Annotated in this window: 11 protein-coding genes, 3 tRNA genes and 1 pseudogene; 7 read left to right on the plus strand and 8 right to left on the minus strand. The window is 75.6% G+C overall.

Annotation, left to right across the window (positions count from 1 at the left end; genetic code table 11):
- Positions 1–83: 83 nt before the first annotated feature.
- The 5 genes and pseudogenes from ABTX81_RS05150 (at position 84) to ABTX81_RS05170 (ending at position 4,810) form a co-directional block, all read left to right on the plus strand.
- Entirely contained in the window at positions 84–1,076 is a 993-nt protein-coding gene (locus tag ABTX81_RS05150) for an SDR family NAD(P)-dependent oxidoreductase (protein ID WP_350541589.1), read from the plus strand.
- Positions 1,077–1,152: 76 nt separating this feature from the next.
- A pseudogene (locus ABTX81_RS05155) lies at positions 1,153–1,860 on the plus strand (nucleotidyltransferase family protein); the annotation flags it as partial.
- 164 nt (positions 1,861–2,024) lie between these two features.
- Positions 2,025–2,930, plus strand: coding sequence for an NAD-dependent epimerase/dehydratase family protein (locus ABTX81_RS05160; RefSeq protein ID WP_350541590.1), 906 nt, complete (start codon positions 2,025–2,027; stop codon positions 2,928–2,930).
- Positions 2,927–3,631 carry a spherulation-specific family 4 protein gene (locus ABTX81_RS05165; RefSeq protein ID WP_350541591.1) on the plus strand — a complete coding sequence of 235 codons (705 nt, stop codon included), beginning with the start codon at positions 2,927–2,929 and terminating at the stop codon, positions 3,629–3,631. The genes ABTX81_RS05160 and ABTX81_RS05165 overlap by 4 nt, the downstream gene beginning before the upstream one ends.
- A 75-nt stretch (positions 3,632–3,706) precedes the next feature.
- Positions 3,707–4,810, plus strand: coding sequence for an endo alpha-1,4 polygalactosaminidase (locus ABTX81_RS05170; protein WP_502892707.1), 1,104 nt, complete (start codon positions 3,707–3,709; stop codon positions 4,808–4,810).
- Positions 4,811–4,867: 57 nt separating this feature from the next.
- Here the strand turns inward: ABTX81_RS05170 and ABTX81_RS05175 are convergent, their stop codons facing one another.
- Entirely contained in the window at positions 4,868–5,065 is a 198-nt protein-coding gene (locus ABTX81_RS05175) for a hypothetical protein (RefSeq protein WP_350541592.1), read from the minus strand.
- A 127-nt stretch (positions 5,066–5,192) separates the two neighbouring features.
- Here ABTX81_RS05175 and ABTX81_RS05180 point away from each other — a divergent pair, with 127 nt between their 5' ends.
- Positions 5,193–6,158 (plus strand): aldo/keto reductase, encoded by a 966-nt coding sequence (locus ABTX81_RS05180; protein ID WP_350541593.1) that lies wholly within the window; start codon positions 5,193–5,195, stop codon positions 6,156–6,158.
- A gap of 72 nt (positions 6,159–6,230) precedes the next feature.
- Here the strand turns inward: ABTX81_RS05180 and ABTX81_RS05185 are convergent, their stop codons facing one another.
- The 7 genes from ABTX81_RS05185 to ABTX81_RS05215 form a co-directional block, all read right to left on the minus strand.
- Positions 6,231–7,223, minus strand: coding sequence for a C40 family peptidase (locus ABTX81_RS05185; protein ID WP_350541595.1), 993 nt, complete (start codon positions 7,221–7,223; stop codon positions 6,231–6,233).
- Positions 7,220–8,431: an SPFH domain-containing protein gene (locus ABTX81_RS05190; RefSeq protein WP_350541596.1), complete on the minus strand. Its 1,212-nt coding sequence runs from the start codon at positions 8,429–8,431 to the stop codon at positions 7,220–7,222. Before ABTX81_RS05190 ends, ABTX81_RS05185 begins: the two co-directional genes overlap by 4 nt.
- Positions 8,432–8,701: 270 nt before the next feature.
- Positions 8,702–11,338: an Ig-like domain-containing protein gene (locus ABTX81_RS05195; RefSeq protein WP_350541598.1), complete on the minus strand. Its 2,637-nt coding sequence runs from the start codon at positions 11,336–11,338 to the stop codon at positions 8,702–8,704.
- A gap of 277 nt (positions 11,339–11,615) precedes the next feature.
- The gene (locus ABTX81_RS05200; protein ID WP_350541599.1) at positions 11,616–12,008 is read right to left on the minus strand and encodes a hypothetical protein; all 393 of its coding nucleotides are present in this window, start codon (positions 12,006–12,008) and stop codon (positions 11,616–11,618) included.
- Between the two features lie 300 nt (positions 12,009–12,308).
- Positions 12,309–12,384 (minus strand) — tRNA-Arg (locus tag ABTX81_RS05205).
- Between the two features lie 31 nt (positions 12,385–12,415).
- Positions 12,416–12,491, minus strand: a tRNA-Arg gene (locus ABTX81_RS05210).
- Between the two features lie 184 nt (positions 12,492–12,675).
- A tRNA-Ser gene (locus ABTX81_RS05215) sits at positions 12,676–12,769 on the minus strand.
- Between the two features lie 179 nt (positions 12,770–12,948).
- On the opposite strand from ABTX81_RS05215, the gene ABTX81_RS05220 reads away from it, so the two are divergent.
- Positions 12,949–16,680, plus strand: coding sequence for a PAS domain-containing protein (locus tag ABTX81_RS05220; protein ID WP_350541600.1), 3,732 nt, complete (start codon positions 12,949–12,951; stop codon positions 16,678–16,680).
- Positions 16,681–16,754 lie beyond the last annotated feature (74 nt).

Below are 16,754 nucleotides of genomic sequence, written 5' to 3' on the forward strand. Positions count from 1 at the left end.
CCGGCCCGGCCGGCACCACACCGTCGCACCACCCGGCCGGGCCCGTACACCACGTCCCCAGAAGACACAGGAAGCGATTCACCATGAGCAGCGTCGCCGTCACCGGAGCCGAGGGCTTCATCGGCTCCCACCTCGTCGAGACCCTGGTGGCCGACGGCCACCGGGTCCGCGCGATGGTCCAGTACAACTCGTTCTCGTCGTTCGGCTGGCTGGAGACCCTCTCCGAGGAGGTGCTGGACTCGGTCGAGATCGTCCTCGGCGACGTCCGCGACCCCGGCTCCGTCAACGGCCTGGTCAAGGGCACCGAGGCGGTCTACCACCTGGCCGCCCTGATCGCGATCCCGTACTCCTACCGGGCCCCGCACTCGTACGTGGACACCAACGTCACCGGCACCCTGAACGTCCTGGAGGCCGTGCGCCACCTGGAGATCCCCCGCCTGGTGCACACCTCGACCAGCGAGACCTACGGCACCGCGCAGACCGTGCCGATCACCGAGGACCACCCGATCAACACCCAGTCCCCGTACGCCGCCTCCAAGGCGGGCGGGGACCGGCTGGCCGACAGCTACCACGCCAGCTTCGAGACCCCGGTCGTCACCCTGCGCCCGTTCAACACCTACGGCCCCCGCCAGTCGATGCGCGCCGTCATCCCGACCGTGATCGCCCAGCTCGCCGCGGGCGAGACCGAGATCACCCTCGGCGACCTGCGCCCGACCCGCGACTTCATGTTCGTCAAGGACACCGCGCTGGCCTTCCGCACGGTCGGCACCGCCCCCGCCGGGACCGTGGTCGGCCGGACCTTCAACGCCGGCACCGGCGGCGAGATCTCGGTCGGCGACCTGGTCACCCTGGTCGGCAAGCTGATGGGCGTCGACGTCACCGTCAAGGAGGACGAGCAGCGCATCCGCCCGGCCAACTCCGAGGTCATGCGCCTGGTCGCGGACGCCACCCGGCTGCGCGCCGCCACCGGCTGGGCGCCGGCGCACTCGCTGGAGGAGGGGCTGGAGCAGACCATCGCGTTCTTCCGCGACCCGGCGAACCTGGCCCGCTACAAGACCGACATCTACAACGTCTGACCCGGCCGCTCCGCCTTCCGTCCGCTCCCGGCACCCGAAGGCCCCTTGTCGAACCGACTTCCGTGGGGGAACCACCATGCACGCAGTGATCCTGGCCGGCGGTAAGGGCGTACGCCTGCGCCCGTACACGACCGCGCTTCCCAAGCCTCTCGTCCCGATCGGCGACCAGCACGCGATCCTGGAGATCGTGATGCGCCAGCTCGCCGCCGCGGGCTTCCAGACCGTCACCCTGGCCATCGGCCACCTCGGCCACATCATCCGGGCCTACGTCGGCAACGGCTCCCAGTGGGGGCTGCGGGTCGGCTACGCCGTCGAGGACAGCCCGCTCGGCACCCTCGGCCCGCTGCTCACCCTGCAGGACCGGCTGCCGGACCACTTCCTGGTGATGAACGGCGACATCCTCACCGACCTGGACTTCGCCGGGGTGCTCAAGCACCACGAGGCGTCCGGGGCCCCGCTCACCATCGCGACCTACGCCCGCCAGGTGAAGATCGACTTTGGTGTGCTGACCACCGAGGCCGGCTCCATCACCGGCTTCCAGGAGAAGCCGAGCATCGACTACCGGGTCTCGATGGGCGTCTACGGCGTCTCCCGCGCCGCGCTCGCCCGGTACACCCCCGGCCTGCCGCTCGGCTTCGACGAGCTGGTGCTGGACCTGCTGGCCGCCCGGACGCCGCCGTCCGCCTACGAGTTCGACGGCTACTGGCTGGACATCGGCCGCCCGGACGACTACGACCGGGCCAACGCCGAGTTCGCGCTCAACCGCTCGCTGCTGCTCCCGGGCGAGCCGACCGGCCCCGCCCCCGGCGAGGGCCTGTACGCCGTACCGAACAACGGCCAGGGGCTGCCGATCCCCGCCGCCAGGACCGCCCCCGAGGCCGCAGACGGGCAGCCCGCGGCACCGGCGGCCACCGTCCCCGCCGGCCCCGAGAACGACGGACGGGCCGCGTGAGAATCCTGCTGCTCGGCGCCGACGGCTTCCTCGGCCGGCACGCCGCCACCGCCCTGCGGGCCCTGCCCGGCGCCACCGTGCTGACCGCCGGACGGCGGCCCGACCACGACCTGCGGCTCGACCTGGCCACCGCCCAGGCCGGCCCGCTCGGCGAGGAGCTGGCCGCGCTCGCCCCGGACGCGGTGGTGAACTTCGCCGGCGCCGTCTCCGGCAGCGCCGTCACCCTCGCCGAGGTCAACGCCCGCGGCCCGGCCGTACTCGGCGAGGCGCTCGGCCGGGGCGCCCCGTCGGCCCGGCTGGTGCACATCGGCTCGGCCGGCGAGTACGGCGTCTGCGCCCCCGGCGACTCGCTCGCCGAGGACGCCGACGCCCGCCCGGTCGGCGTCTACGGCGCCACCAAGCTGGCCGGCTCCCTCGCGGTGGCCGGCTCGCCGCTGGACGCCGTGGTGCTGCGGGTCTTCAACCCGGTCGGCCCCGGCGCGCCGGCCGGGTCGCTGCCCGGCCGGCTCGCCGCCGAGCTGCGCCGGGCCACGCCCGAGGGCGCCGACGGAGTGGTGCGGGTCGGGGACCTCTCGGCCCACCGCGACTTCGTCGACGCCCGGGACGTCGCCCGCGCGGTCGCGCTCGCCGTCACCGCCCGGGGCCCGCTGCCCCGGGTGCTCAACCTGGCCTCCGGGCGGGCCCGGCCGGTCCGGGCGATCGCCGACGGCCTGGTCGCGGCGGCCGGCTTCACCGGCCGGATCGACGAGAGCGGCGCCGGCTCCGAGCGCTCCGCGGCCGTCTCCTGGCAGCAGGCCGAGGTGTCGGCCGCCGCCCGGGCACTCGGCTGGCGCCCGGAGACCGCACTCGACGAGACGCTGCGCGACCTGTGGCTCTCCACCGGACCGCTGGTCGCCGCATGACCGGGGGCACCCACCCCGACGGCCGCCTGCTGGTGCCGCTCTACGTCCACCCCGCGGTGGACCCGGCGGCCTGGCAGGCGGTCGCCGCCGCCGACCCGAAGCGCGTCGCCGCCGTCGTGCTCAACCTCGCCGACGGGCCGGGCGAGCCCGACCACGTCTTCACCGAGGCCGCCGAGACGCTCCGCGCGGCCGGCCTGCCGCTGCTCGGCTACGCCGACACCGACTACGGCCGCCGGCCGCACGCCGCCGTGGTGAACGACATCCTGACCTACCGTCAACGTCATGGCATCCGCGGCGTCTACCTCGACCAGGTGTCCGCCGCGCCCGGCGCGCTGCCGCACTACCGGCGCCTCGCCACCGCGGCCCGGGCGGCCGGCTGCGCCACCGTGGTGTTCGGCCACGGCGACCACCCGGACCCCGGGTACGCCGAGGTCGGGCTGGCCGATCTGCTGGTGACCTTCGAGGGCGACTGGGCGGCCTACCAGGCACTGGCCCTGCCGCTGTGGACCGGCCGGCACGCCGCCGCCCGGTTCTGCCACCTGGTCTACGACGTGCCCGCCGAACTCGCCGGGGAGGCGGCCGCGTTGATCGCCGCCCGGCGGGCCGGGGTGAGCTGCGTGGTGCCGGGCGCCGGGGAGAACCCCTGGAGCACCCTGCCGCACCGGCTGACCGACGGCCGGCCGCTCACCGAACCCATCTGAGAACGTCCGCGAACCGCCCGCGAACCACCTGCGAAAACCTGCGAACCATCCGACGCGATCCGGAGTCCGTGCCCCGTGACCCGCCGTACCCGGCCCCTGTGGGCCGCCCTCGCCCTCGCCACCGCCACCGCGCTGCTGGCGACGTCGTGCAGCAGCTCCGGCTCGGACGACGAGGACGACACCTCGGCCGACGCCACCGCCGCCCCCGTCCCCGGTACGCCGGTCACCCCCGGCACCCAGGGCACCCCGGGTACGCCGGTCACCCCCGGCACCCCGGGCACCCCGGGCACGCCGGCCACCCCGGACGCCCCGGCCTCTCCCGCCGACCCGGGCCCGCCGACCGCAGCCGGCCGTCCGTCGACCCCGCCCGGCGCCTCCACCACCCCCGGCACCTCCGCCGTCCCGGCCACCCCGGGAACGCCGAACACCCCCGGCGCGCCCGGCACCCCGGGAACCCCCGGTACGCCCGGCGCCGCCGGCGCCCGCTGGCAGCCCACCCCCGGCCTCGCCTGGCAGTGGCAACTCGGCGGCGCCGTCGACCAGTCCGTCGACGTCCCGGTCTACGACATCGACGGCTTCGAGACCGACGCCTCCGTGGTCGCCGCCCTGCACGCCAAGGGCCGCAAGGTGATCTGCTACATCAACGCCGGTTCCTGGGAGGACTTCCGCCCCGACTCCGCCGCCTTCGCCCGGGCCCTCCAGGGCTCGGGCAACGGCTGGAAAGGCGAGAAGTGGTTCGACATCCGCCGGATCGACCAGCTGAAGCCGCTCATGGCGGCCCGCTTCGACATGTGCAAGCAGAAGGGCTTCGACGCCGTCGAACCCGACACCATCGAGGCCTACAACCAGGACAGCGGCTTCCCGCTGACCGCCGACGACCAGCTCCGCTACAACCGCATGCTCGCCGCGCTCGCCCATGAACGCGGCCTGGCGATCGGTCTGAAGAACGACCTGGAGCAGATCCCGGCGCTGCTGGGCGACTTCGACTTCGCGGTGAACGAGGAGTGCGCCCAGTTCGACGAGTGCGCCCGCCTCTCCCCCTTCATCCAGGCGGGCAAGGCCGTCTTCCACGTCGAGTACAAGCTGGGCACCGAGAAGTTCTGCGCCCGCACCAGGGCCCTGGGCTTCAGCTCGATGCAGAAGAAGCTCGAACTGGACGCCTGGCGGAAGCCCTGCTGAGGAGGCGGGGTCCGGCATCCGACGGCTGCCGGACCGCCAGGCATTCCACCGCGAGGATTACTTGACGGCCAGCCAGATGACGGCGCCCAGCACCACGAGGGTGACCACGGCGATGACCGCGATCACACCGGTGCGGCTGCCGCCGTTGCCGCCGTAGGTGTTGACGGAGCCCGGCGCCTGGGGTGCCGGGGTCTCCTCGACGAAGGCCCGGAACATCTGGGTGCTGCCGGCGGGGTCGTACTCGTTGTCAGCCATGGCAGGGACTCTAACGAATCCGCGGAGCACCCCGACACCCGGTCTCCGCGCTACGGACGTGCGACGGGTGTGTGAAGTCCGCCTCGTTCACGGAATGCCCGCCCGGTCGATCGGGTTGACTCGGACCATGACCGATTCCCGCAGCGACGCCCCCCGTTATGTGCAGCTCGGCAGGTCCGGGCTCGAGGTCTTCCCGCTCTCCCTCGGCGGCAACGTCTTCGGCTGGACCGCCGACGAGGCCGAGTCCTTCGCCGTCCTCGATGCCTACGCCGCGGCCGGCGGCAACTTCGTCGACACCGCCGACGTCTACTCCGCCTGGGTGCCGGGCAACACCGGCGGCGAGTCCGAGGCCATCATCGGGAGGTGGCTGCGCAGCCGCGGCAACCGCGACTCCGTCGTCGTCGCCACCAAGGTCGGCCTGCACGCCGAGGCCCGCGGACTGGGCGCGGCCAACATCAAGGCCTCCGCCGAGGGCTCGCTGCGCCGCCTCGGCGTCGACCACATCGACCTCTACTACACCCACCAGGACGACGACACCCCGGTGGAGGAGTTCGTCACCGCTCTGGACGCGCTGGTGCGCGAGGGCAAGGTGCGCGCCGTCGCCGCCTCCAACATCGGCGCCGAGCGGCTCACCGAGGCGCTCGCCTTCGCCGAGCGCGAGGGCCTGACCGGCTACACCGCCGTCCAGCCGCACTACAACCTGGTCTCCCGCGGCACCTTCGAGGGCCCGCTGGCCGACGTGGTCGCCGCGCACGGCCTCGCCACCGTGCCGTACTACGCGCTGGCCTCCGGCTTCCTCACCGGTAAGTACCGCCCGGGCGGCACCGGGGTGGCCAGCGCCCGCGCCGAGGGCGCCGGCCGCTACCTGGACGACCCGCGCGGCCCCAAGGTGCTGGAGGCGCTGGACACGGTGGCCGCCGAGCACGACGTCGAGCTCGCCACCGTCGCCCTGGCCTGGCTCGCCGGCCGGCCGACGGTCGCCGCCCCGATCGCCAGCGCCCGCACCGTCGCCCAGCTCCCGCCGCTGCTGGCCGCCGCCGCGCTGGAGCTCACCCCGGCGCAGACCGCGCTGCTGGACGACGCCTCCGCCTGACACCGCCGTCCACCCGGAAGGGGCGCTCCGTCCACAGCCTGTGGACGGAGCGCCCCTTCGCACCTTCCGGTGCTACGGCCGGCCGAAGTGGGTCGGGTAGAAGCCGCTGCTGATCGTGGAGACCCGGACCGTCTTGCCCGGCCGGGGCGCCTCGACGAACTTGTTGCCGCCCAGGTAGATCCCCACGTGGTGGATGCCGGAGGCCCGGCCGCTGTCCGACCAGAACAGCAGGTCGCCGCGGCGCAGCTGGCCCGCGGTGATCGGCGTGGTCGCCGCGTACTGGTCGTTGGCCACCCGCGGCAGGCTGGTGCCCGCCCGCTTGTAGGCCTGCTGCACCAGCCCCGAGCAGTCGTAGCCGGAGGGGCCGTTGCCGCCCCAGACGTACGGCTTGCCCTGCTGCGCGAGCGCGTACTCGATCGCCGACTCCAGCCGGCCGGCGGACGGCGCCGGGTCCGCGGCGGGCGTGGTGGTGCCCGCCGAGGAGGAGGACGAGGAGGACGAGGAGCCCCCGCCGCCCCCGGACTGACCGGTGCGGCTCAGGTAGACGTCGTAGTGGCTGGTGTAGCGCCACTCGCCCTGGGAGTTCTTGAACCAGTACTTCGAGCCGTCCCAGCCCTGCCGCATCCCGCCGGAGCCGGCCGAGCCGTTGGAGACGGCCGTCTGCGCGGCGGAGGAACCGGAACCGCCGCCCGTCACCTTGGTGTAGACGCTGTAGTGGCTGGTGTAGCGCCACTCGCCACTGCCGTTCTTGAACCAGTACTTGGAGCCGTCCCAGCCCTGCTGGCCCGGCGCGGCGTGCGCGGCCCCGGCTCCGGCGGTCAGTCCCACCACCCCGGCGCCGGCCAGCACGGTGGTGGCCAGGCAGGTATTTCGCACCGCCCGGTGTATTCGGCCGCCGCCGTGCGGCTCCGCCGTGCCCGCGGTGCGCGGCCGGGCCACGCAGTTCGGGCAGGCGCAGCCCGTGATCGCCGGGACGCTGCCGAGGCTCTCCTCGAAACCGATCAGCGCCGCGTCGTCCGCGTCCGCGAACGCCGGGCCGGCGTCCGTGCCGGTGGCTATCCTCATGCCGGTCGTCCTTCCTTCCGCCCGGCCCGGGTGGCCGGGGGCGGTACCGAGGCGGCCATTCCGGCCGGGGCGACGAAGGCGACCAGCAACTGCTCCATCAGTGCGCTCCGGGCGGCCTCGTCCAGCTCGTGCGCGGTCGCCCGCTCCAGCCGGCGCACGGCGAGCGCCGCCGCCTCCACCGCGTCGTCCACCAGCACCGTGCGCAGACCCGCGTCCAGGTCGGCCAGCCGGCGGCGGCGCATCGACTCGGCCACCTCCGGCGCGTAGTCCAGCGCCAGCGGCTGCGCCGAGTAGACCTCCAGGCCGGCCGGCGCGACCTCGGCGGCCAGCGCCCGGGTCAGCTCGTCGGCGAACCACTGGCCGTCGCGCAGCGCGGGACCGGGCGCCGCGTTGCTGTCGCACGGCAGCGTGGAGGCGGTCCGGGTGAGCACCGCCTGGACCTGCTCGCGCAGATAGCTCTCGTGGTCCTCGATCGCCAGCATCGCGCGGGCGGTGTCCTTGACCCGCCAGACGATCAGCAGCCGGACGACGATCGGCGTCCCGGTGCGGTCGACCACCTTGACCGGCTCGCTGCGCCAGTGCCGAAGCCGGACGTCCACCCGGCGGCGGCGCAGCAGCGGATTGACCCAGACCAGGCCGGTGCGGCGGACGGTGCCCCGGTAGCGGCCCCAGCGGGTGAGCACCCGGGTCTCGCCGCCCGCGTTGGCCAGCAGGCCCGCGAGCGAGAGGACGACGACCAGCCCGGCGGCGGCCACGGCGGCCACCGAACGGGCGGTCACCTCGGCCTGGCCGCTGCCCCGGGCGGCGTCCGAGCGCAGGTCGGGCAGCACGTCCCAGTACGGGATGACGCCGTCGCGGACCAGGACCAGCAGGACGGCGACCGTGCCGAGCAGCAGCCCGACCAGGGCGACCCAGCCGGGCAGGGTGGCGGCGGTGCGCTCGCGGAGCGCCTGGTCGGCGCGCGGGGGCCGGCGCGAGGTGGTGGCGGTCGCCACTCCGGCCGGGGCGCTCTCCGGCTCGTCCACCGTCGGGAGCGTCGTGGTCACCGCCGGCGCCGGGTCCGCCGTCTCCAGCGGATCGCGCAGGTCGACGGGCGTGCCGACGGCCGGCCCCGGGACCACCGCGATCGGGGTGGTGGACGGGCCGCTGTCGGCCGGCTTGGCCGGCCTGGGCGTCCTCGCCGCCCTGGCCAGCGGGCTGGAACCCACGGCGGAACGTTCCGGCAGTACCGGGGGGAGCGCCTTGGGCAGGTGGTCGGGTCGCTGCGAAGAATCGCGGGTGACGTCCATGCACGGATCCTCAGGTTCAGTGTGTCGCGCAACGGGCGGCCCGGATCTGACGGGCAGTGCCAGAGCCCAGGCTAAGTTCATACGTCATCAAATGCGACATTTGAACCAGTGCGTGTCGACATTTACTGACGAATCATCCGAAGCGTGGACCTGACGCGCAGGCACATGAGCGGACAGGGGGGCGGCGGTTCAGCTCCGCCGGGGGCCGGAACCCCGGGTGATCACCCGGCGGGTGATCAGTCCGAGGCCGGTGAGTGCCAGCAGGACCCCGGCGAGCACGCCGCGCCAGCCGTCCGACCGGTGCCGGTCGGAGGCCGTCGGGGACGACGGCTCCTCGGCGTCGGCGGGGCCGGCGGTGTCGGCGGCCGGGGACGCCTGTCGCGGCCGGCCCGGCGGCGGCGCGGCCGGAGCCCGGTCCGGGGTGGCGGTGGTGGTGACGGCGGCCGGGGCGGCGGAGGGAGTGACGGTCGAGGCCGGGGTCGGGACGGGACTCGGACTCGGGCTCGGGGACGCCGAGGCCGAGGCGGACGGGGCCGCGCTTCGGGTCGGGGTCGGGGCTGAGGTCGGGGTCGGAGTCGGGGTCGGGGTCGGGGTCGGGCGTGCCGTCGCCGGACCGGACACCGTCGGCGCGGGCGACGGAGCCGCCGGACTGATCGCCGCCCCGGTGACCGGTGGCACGACGACCGGCAGCGGCACGGGCGGGACGAGGGCCGGCACGGCCGCGGCGGGCGCGGGAACGGGCGGCGTGGGGACGGCGACGGTCGGGGCGGGGACCGCCGGAGCGGTCGGAGCGCTCGGAACGGCCGGAACGGCCGGAACGGCCGGAACGGTGGGGACAGGAGCGGCCGAGGGCCTCGGCACCGCCGGAGAGGCGGCCGTCGGGGATGGGACGGCTGCCGAGGGGGCCGCCGCCGCGCTCGTAGGCGCGGACGTGACCGGGGCCGAAGCCGAAGCCACGGCCGAAGGCGTGGGCGTGGGCGTGGGCGTGGGCGTCGCGGCCCGGGTGGGTGTGGCCACCGGCGACGGCACGGCCACCGGCGAGGGCGCCGTCACCGCCGTCTGGCCCGCCACCTCGACCCTGACCGCCACCGCGTCCGCCGTCGTCGCGTTCCCCGCCTGGTCGGTCGCCGCGACGACCAGCCACTGCTCCCCCGCCGTCAGATCCCGGTTGGCCGTGCACGTCCAGCCGCCGTCGACGGCCGCCGTCGCACCGCAGGCGACGATCCGCGCCGCCTCGTCACCGCGCGCCGGACCGGCGGTGACGAGCACCCGCGCCCCGGGCTCGGCCTTCCCGGCCAGCCGGGGCCGGGCGGCCCGGACGGTCTCCCCGGCGGCCGGGGCGGTGAGCACCGGGCGGTCCGGCGGCACGGTGTCGACCACCAGCTCGGCCGGCCGGCCGGGGGTCCGCTTACCGGCGAGGTCGGCGGCGGCCGGGGTGATCCGGTGCCGGCCGTCCGCCAGGTTCTCCACCGGCAGGCAGGACCAGCCGCCGTCGGCCCGGACGGACGTGCTGCACAGGTCGGTCTCCTGGCCGCCGGACGGCAGATCGGTGACGACGACGGTGCTGCCCGCCTCACCGGTGCCGGTCAGCCGCAGGCCCGGGTCGTTGGTGAACTCGGGCAGGGTGAGCACGGGCGTGCCCGGCACCGCGGTCCGCACGGTGATCCGGACCGGCTCACCGCGCCGCGCCGCACCGAGCCCCCCGGTCAGCACCGGGGTGAGGGTGTGCGGGCCCTCGGCCAGCGCCGCGTCCGGGCGGCAGGACCAGTCGCCGCCCTGGGCGCCACGGGAGCGGCAGAGCACGGCGTCGCCCTCGCGGACCTCGACGGCGGCCCCGGCCGTGGCCCGTACGCCGGAGATCCGGGGCCGCGAATCGGTGACGGTGGCGCCGTCGGCCGGCCGGGAGATCTCCGGACGGACGGCCCCGACGGTCAGTCGGATCCGCTGGTCCAGGACCTGCCCGGAGTCGGCGACGCCCTCGGCCGGCACCACCTGGGCGGAGTCCCGGCCGATCCGCAGCCGGGCCCAGGTCTCGCCGGAGGAGGCGTTGGCGGGGACGGTCCATTCCAGGGTGGCGGTGCGCCCGCCGGCGGCGACCTCGGTCTGCACCCGCTCGGCCGGTTCGAAGCGGCCATTGCGGTCGAAGTCGACCCAGCCGGCCAGCGTGGCGGGCGCGTCGCCGACCGCGACGGGCAGGGTGAGCCGGTAGTCGTCGCCGACCGCCGCCTCCTCGGGGTAGCCGAGGGCCTGGCTGGCGCCCCGGGCGTCGGAGCGGGCGCCGGGGGTGGCGGCGTCACCGCCGAGGGAGAGGTCGGAGCGCAGATGGGAGGCGTTTCCGTAGCTCTGCGGGGCGGTGGTGGAGCCGGAATTCCCGATCGCGATTCCGGCGTGTCCGTCGGCGGTCGGCCGGGGTTTGCGGACCGCTCCGGAGAATACCGTCCGGAGCGTTCCGGCGGTCCGCGGGGAACCGTCCGCGGACGCCCGTTCCTCGGAGATCCGGAAAGTCCGCGCGGACTCCCCGGGCCGCGATCCGGCCGGGCGGAGCACGACGGAAGGATCGAATCCGGAACGGTCGGCCAATTCCCCGGGAGCGGCGGGGAAATCCGGCCCGGCGGAGAGGTCGGTGAGGTCGGTGAGGTCGGTGAGGCCGGTGAGGTCGGAGAGGCCGGTGAGGTCGGAGAGGCCGGAGGGCGGCACCGCGCGCCGTTCGGCGGGCCGGCCGTCCGGGACCTGCCGGGCGGCCGAGGGCGGCGGGTTCCAGCCGATCAGCAGCCCGGCCGCCAGGACGGCGGCGGCGCCGGTCACAGCCGGGAACGGTCGGTCCATCCGGCTCTCCTTCGCATCGGCTGCCGGACGGCCTGGATGGCCGGGCAGGCTGGACACAAGACGGGACACAAGATCAGACAAAACGGAATCACGATCCTGGGCCGGTCATACCGCGACACTTGCACTATTGGCCGCATGACACCCGATTGGCGGCCCTCCGACCGGCAGGACGGGATGTACCCGAAAGGACTGCATTTCATCCATTAGGCGGGGTATCGCGGGGTATCACGAGGAATCCCGGTGAAGGACCGCGCACCGATGTCCGGTATCCGACCATTCACCGGTCAACTCTGTTCGAATTGCCGGAGCGCTCAGCAGAGTCGGGGCCGTGACCTTCAACCCCGTTCTCATCAAGAGCAGTTTCGCGTTGGTCGAACCGCACGGCCCCGCCGTCGCCGAGTACCTCTACCAGGACCTCTTCGAACACCACCCCGCCGTCCGCGGCCTGTTCGCCGAGCACATCGACGAGCAGCGGGACCGGCTCCGGGCGGCGCTCGGCACGCTGGTCGCACACCTCGACGACACCGAGACGCTGCTCGGCGTCCTGCGCGGCCTCGGGGCCCGGCAGCAGCCCGCGGGTGCCCCGGGTCCGGCGCCCGTACTCGATCGCCGACGCGCCGCGCCCGGACACCTCGGGCCCGCGCTCGGCGACGCCGTGCTCGACCCTCACTCGCAGCACCCGCTGCCGGCGGTCGCCGGCGCCACCGGCCGGGGACAGACCCGCGCCCTGCTGGAAGCCGTCCGCGCACCCGACCGGGAGGTCACCGTCCTGCCGGCCGTGGAGCACCCGCTCGCCCGGCAGCCGCGGTTACGGGTGCCGCCGGCCGCCCCGGGCCCGGCCGCCGACCTCCTCGGAGTGGTTCCTGGAGCACCGGGACGCCCCCTGGATCAACCGGACCGAACTGGGCTGACCTCCGTGCCCCGCCCCGGGAACGCGGAAACCCCCGGCCGATGGCCGGGGGTTTCTCACTGGTGCGCTCAGCAGGATTCGAACCTGCAACCTCTTGATCCGTAGTCAAGTGCTCTATCCGTTGAGCTATGAGCGCAAGTTCCGGGCGGACCCGGACTTGCGGGGTTTGGTGCGCTCAGCAGGATTCGAACCTGCAACCTCTTGATCCGTAGTCAAGTGCTCTATCCGTTGAGCTATGAGCGCTCGCCCTGGCGAACGTTCCTCCGGGGCGGTGCGGGGACAACATTACATGACCTGCGGCGCGGGACGAAATCGATTGATCCGGGCACCCCGGGCACCCCTCGCCGACACCTCGCCGGCACCGCCCCGGCATGCCCCCGGACATGCGAAGAGCCCCGCCGACGAGATCGTCGACGGGGCTCCCGATTGGCGGAGGCTGAGGGATTTGAACCCTCGATCAGGAATAACCCCGAAACCGCATTAGCAGTGCGGCGCCATAGACCGGACTAGGCGAAGCCTCCTCCACACGGAGCAAGCCCGCGTGCGCGGACTCGTTCCCTGTGCCTGTGATGATGCCACAACCCGGGGGCCCGGCACCAACCGCCGACCACGTTACTAGGCGGGTCGTCCCCGCCGCAAAGAAGAATGAGATACTGCCCTCTCCGGAGAGAGCTGCCCTGAGCCGAGGAGACCTGTCGACGTGAGCAGCAGGCCGATCCGAGGCGCTGCTCGCCTCGCCGCCATACTCGACGCCCTGCCCGACGCGCTGCTGCTGGTGAACAGCAACGGCACCGTCGTCGATGCCAACAACGCGGCCGTGCAGGCGCTGCAGACACCCGGCACCTCGCTGGTCGGCATGGGCGTGCTCGACCTCCTCCCGGAGTTCGACCCCAGCCGGATCCCCGGCTCGATGCGGCCGGCCGCCCGTGAGGACGAGGCGCTCGACCGCCCGGTGCGGATGACCGCCCGGCGCACCGACGGCACCACCTTCCCCGTCGAGGTCTCCGGCAACGACTTCGACGACGACGGGTCCGGCGCCGGCTCCGGGTCCGGGTCCGGCTACGCGCCCCCGACGCCGTACGACCCGTACCGCGAGGGCTCCCGCTCCTCCGACCTGCTCCTGCTGCTGGTCCGCGACCTGACCGGCCGGCTCGGCGTCGAGGCGGAGCTGCGCCGCCAGCACAAGCAGACCGAGATGATCCTGCGGGCCGCCGCCGAGGGCGTGCTGGGCGTCGACCTCGAAGGCCGCTGCGTGCTGGTCAACCCGGCCGCCGCGCACATCCTGGAGTACCGGGCCAGCGAGCTGGGCGGCCGCGAGCTGCACCCGCTGATCCAGCACTCCCGGGCCGACGGCACCCCGCTGGCGCTGGAGGAGTCCGCGCTGCTGGACACCCTGACCTCCGGGCGCAAGCACCGGGTACGCGGCACCGTGCTGTGGCGCAAGGACGGCCGTCCGGTCACCGTCGACCTCACCACCGCCCCGGTCCGGGACGGCGACCAGCTGGTCGGCGCCGTGATGACCTTCACCGACCGCAGCCGCGAGCTGGCGCTGGTCGCCCGCAACGAGCACCTCACCGCCGTCCTGGAGAGCGAGCTGGGCGGCGCGCTGACCGCGCTGCACCGGCGGATCGACGCGCTCGCCGCCGACCCGGCCGGGCAGCTCTGGCCGGAAGCCAACTGGACCCTGCGCCGGCTGGCCGACGAGTGCCGCCGGTACGGCAAGCTGATCGAGGGTGTGCTGGCCCACCAGCGCTGCGAGGCCGGCGAGAGCGCCGGGAGCGGCGCGGACGGCAGGGGCGCGGACGGCAAGGGCTCGGACGGCAAGGGGGACGGCCGGAGCGGGCGGAAGGCCGCCGAGCGGGTGCCGGTCGCCCTGGACAAGGTGGTCCGCCGGGCCGTCGAGCACGCGGGCGAGCTGGTCGGCGCCGGCCGGGTGCGGTTCTCGGTGCACGCCGCCGCCGTCGAGGTGATCGCCGACGAGCAGCGGCTCGCCCAGGCGCTGGCCCACCTGGTCGCCGACGTCAGCGGCATCGGCCTCGCGCTGGACGACGCCGCCCCCGAACCGCCCTCCCCCGGGCTCGCCGCCCCCGGCACGCCCGCCGCCCTGCCGCCGGTCGCCGAGGTGCCGGCCGTGGTGCTCGCGGCCGCCCAGCGCGGTGAGGTCGCCCGGGTGGAGATCCGCGGCCCCGGACGCGGCGGCAGCCCCGTCCACCTGCCGATAGCCCGCGCGGTGGTCGAGCGCCACGGCGGGGTGCTCCAGCCGCACGAGCTGCCGGGCCGCGCCGGCACCACCTACGTCGTCGAACTGCCGCTGGATCCGGCCGCCGCCAAGGCCGCCGCCGAGCGCGCGTCCGCCGAGGGCCGCTCGGACCGGCCGAAGGAGAGCGACAGCGCCGTCCTGCCCGACCTGCCGGGCATCCCGCAGCTGCCGAGCGCCGCCCCGGACGAGGAGCCGGCCGCCGCCGAGGACCCCGCTCCCGCCGGCGCCCCGGCGGAGGACACCCCGGAGGGCGCGCCGAACGGTTCCCCGGCCGATCCCGCGGCGGCCGAGGGCGCGCCGGGCGAGACGCCGGCCGTCGAGCAGCGGCGCGGACGCCGCGGCCGGCCCGCCGTCGAGCTGCCGCCCGCCGCCCCGGAGCAGCCGGGCCGCGACGGTGCCGCGCCCGCCCCCGCCGCCGGCACCGCCCCGGACGTCCCCGCCGACCAGTGGCCCAACGCCCCCGCCCGGATCGAACGGGCCGTCCCCGAGCAGTGGAACGGCACCGGCAACGACCCCGCCTACGGGCGCCAGGGCCTGGGCGGCCCGAGCGGCCCGCAGAACGATCCCTGGGGCAAGGACGACGGCCGCTCCGGCACCGCCTACGCCGTCCCGGTCGACGGCCGGCGTGCGGACGAGCGCCCCGGCGACGGGAACGGCGCGGGGGCCGGGGACGGCGAGCGCCGGGCCGCCGGCGGCGAGGGCGGAGCCCGCAGTCCGATCGCGCTCGGCCCGGGCGGCGGCGGGTCCGCGCCCGACGCCCCGGCCGGTCCCGACGGCGGCGACGCCGAGCACCGGCCGTCCCGGCGCCGCCGCGCGCTGCCCGGGAACGAGGACTCCTCCGGCGGGTTCGCCCTGCCCGGGGTCACCGACACCCCCGTCTACCCGGGGCTGGAGCACGCCCTGCCGGCCGGTCCGGCGCCCGCTCCGCCCGAGCCCGCCGCGCCCACGCCGACCGGTCGGCGGCGCCGGCTGGCCGTCCCGCCCGGGCCGGGCGGCGAGGCCGGCGGTCCGGCCGGGCCCGAGGGATCCGCGGCGGGCGCCTCGGCGCTGCCCGCGCTGCCGTCGGCCGCTCCGGCGCTGCCCAGTGGCTCCGGTGCTCCCGGCGCTCCCGGCGCTCCCGGTGGCGAGCCGCACCAGGGCGGCCCGCGCCCGGTCGGCAGCGGCCTGGGCGAGCTGGCCCCGCTGCGTCCGCTCGGCGGGCCCGGCACCCCCGGCCCGGCCGGGGCCGTCGTCCCGGTGACACCCGTGGCACCGGTGGCGCCCGCCGCCGATGCCCGGCCCGCCCCACGCCCGATGGCCGAGCTGCCCGCCGGGTCCGGCACGCCCGTCCCCGCCCCGGCGGTCCCGGGTGCCCCGCCAGCCGGTGCGGCGATCGCCCTGCCGGGCGGCCGCGCCGAGGGCGGCGAGCACCTCGCGCTGCCCGTCCCGGCCCCCGACGGCGGTCCGCGCCGCCTGCTGGTCTGGCCCGAGCCCGACGCGGCCACCCGGCAGGCGCTCCAGGACCGCGGCTACCGCCCGGTGATCGTCCGCTCCCGCGAGGAGGTGGACGCGCAGGTCGCCGGCTTCCCCGCCGCGCTCTTCGTCGACCCGCTGACCGGCCCGATCACCCGCACCGCGCTGCAGTCGCTGCGCACGGCGGCGCTGAACAGCCGGGTCCCGGTGGTGGTCACCGCCGGCCTCGGGCAGGCCACCCGGGACGCCGCGTACGGCGCCGACCCGGCCGTGCTGCTGCGCGCCCTGGCCCCGCGCGACGGCGAGAACCACGCCCCGCGCGTCCTGCTGGTCGAGGGCGACCCGGACATCGCCGCCGCGATGATCGGCAGCCTGGAACGGCGCGGCATGCACGTCGAGCACGCGGTGGACGAGAACGACGCCGTCGCCCGGGCCAGCAGCGTGCAGCCCAACCTAGTGGTGATGGACCTGCTCCAGATCCGCCGCCGCCGGGTCGGCCTGCTGGACTGGCTGCGCGCCAACGACCGGCTGCACCGCACCCCGCTCGTCGTCTACACCTCGGTCGACCTCGACCCGCGCGAACTGCCCCGGCTGCGCACCGGCGAGACGGTGCTCTTCCTCGCCGAGCGCTCGACCAGCGACGACGTGCAGTCCCGGATCGTCGACCTGCTCGGGCGGATCGGCGCCATGGGCGAGGCGGGCGTCGCCGCGGCGGGCTGAGCCGTGGACGGCGAGGGCCGGCCACCCCCTTCCCGGGGCGGCCGGCCCTCGCCCGCTCCTCGTCCTGTTCCTCA

This window comes from Kitasatospora sp. NPDC097605 (genome assembly GCF_040302725.1).
GTDB lineage: Bacteria > Actinomycetota > Actinomycetes > Streptomycetales > Streptomycetaceae > Kitasatospora.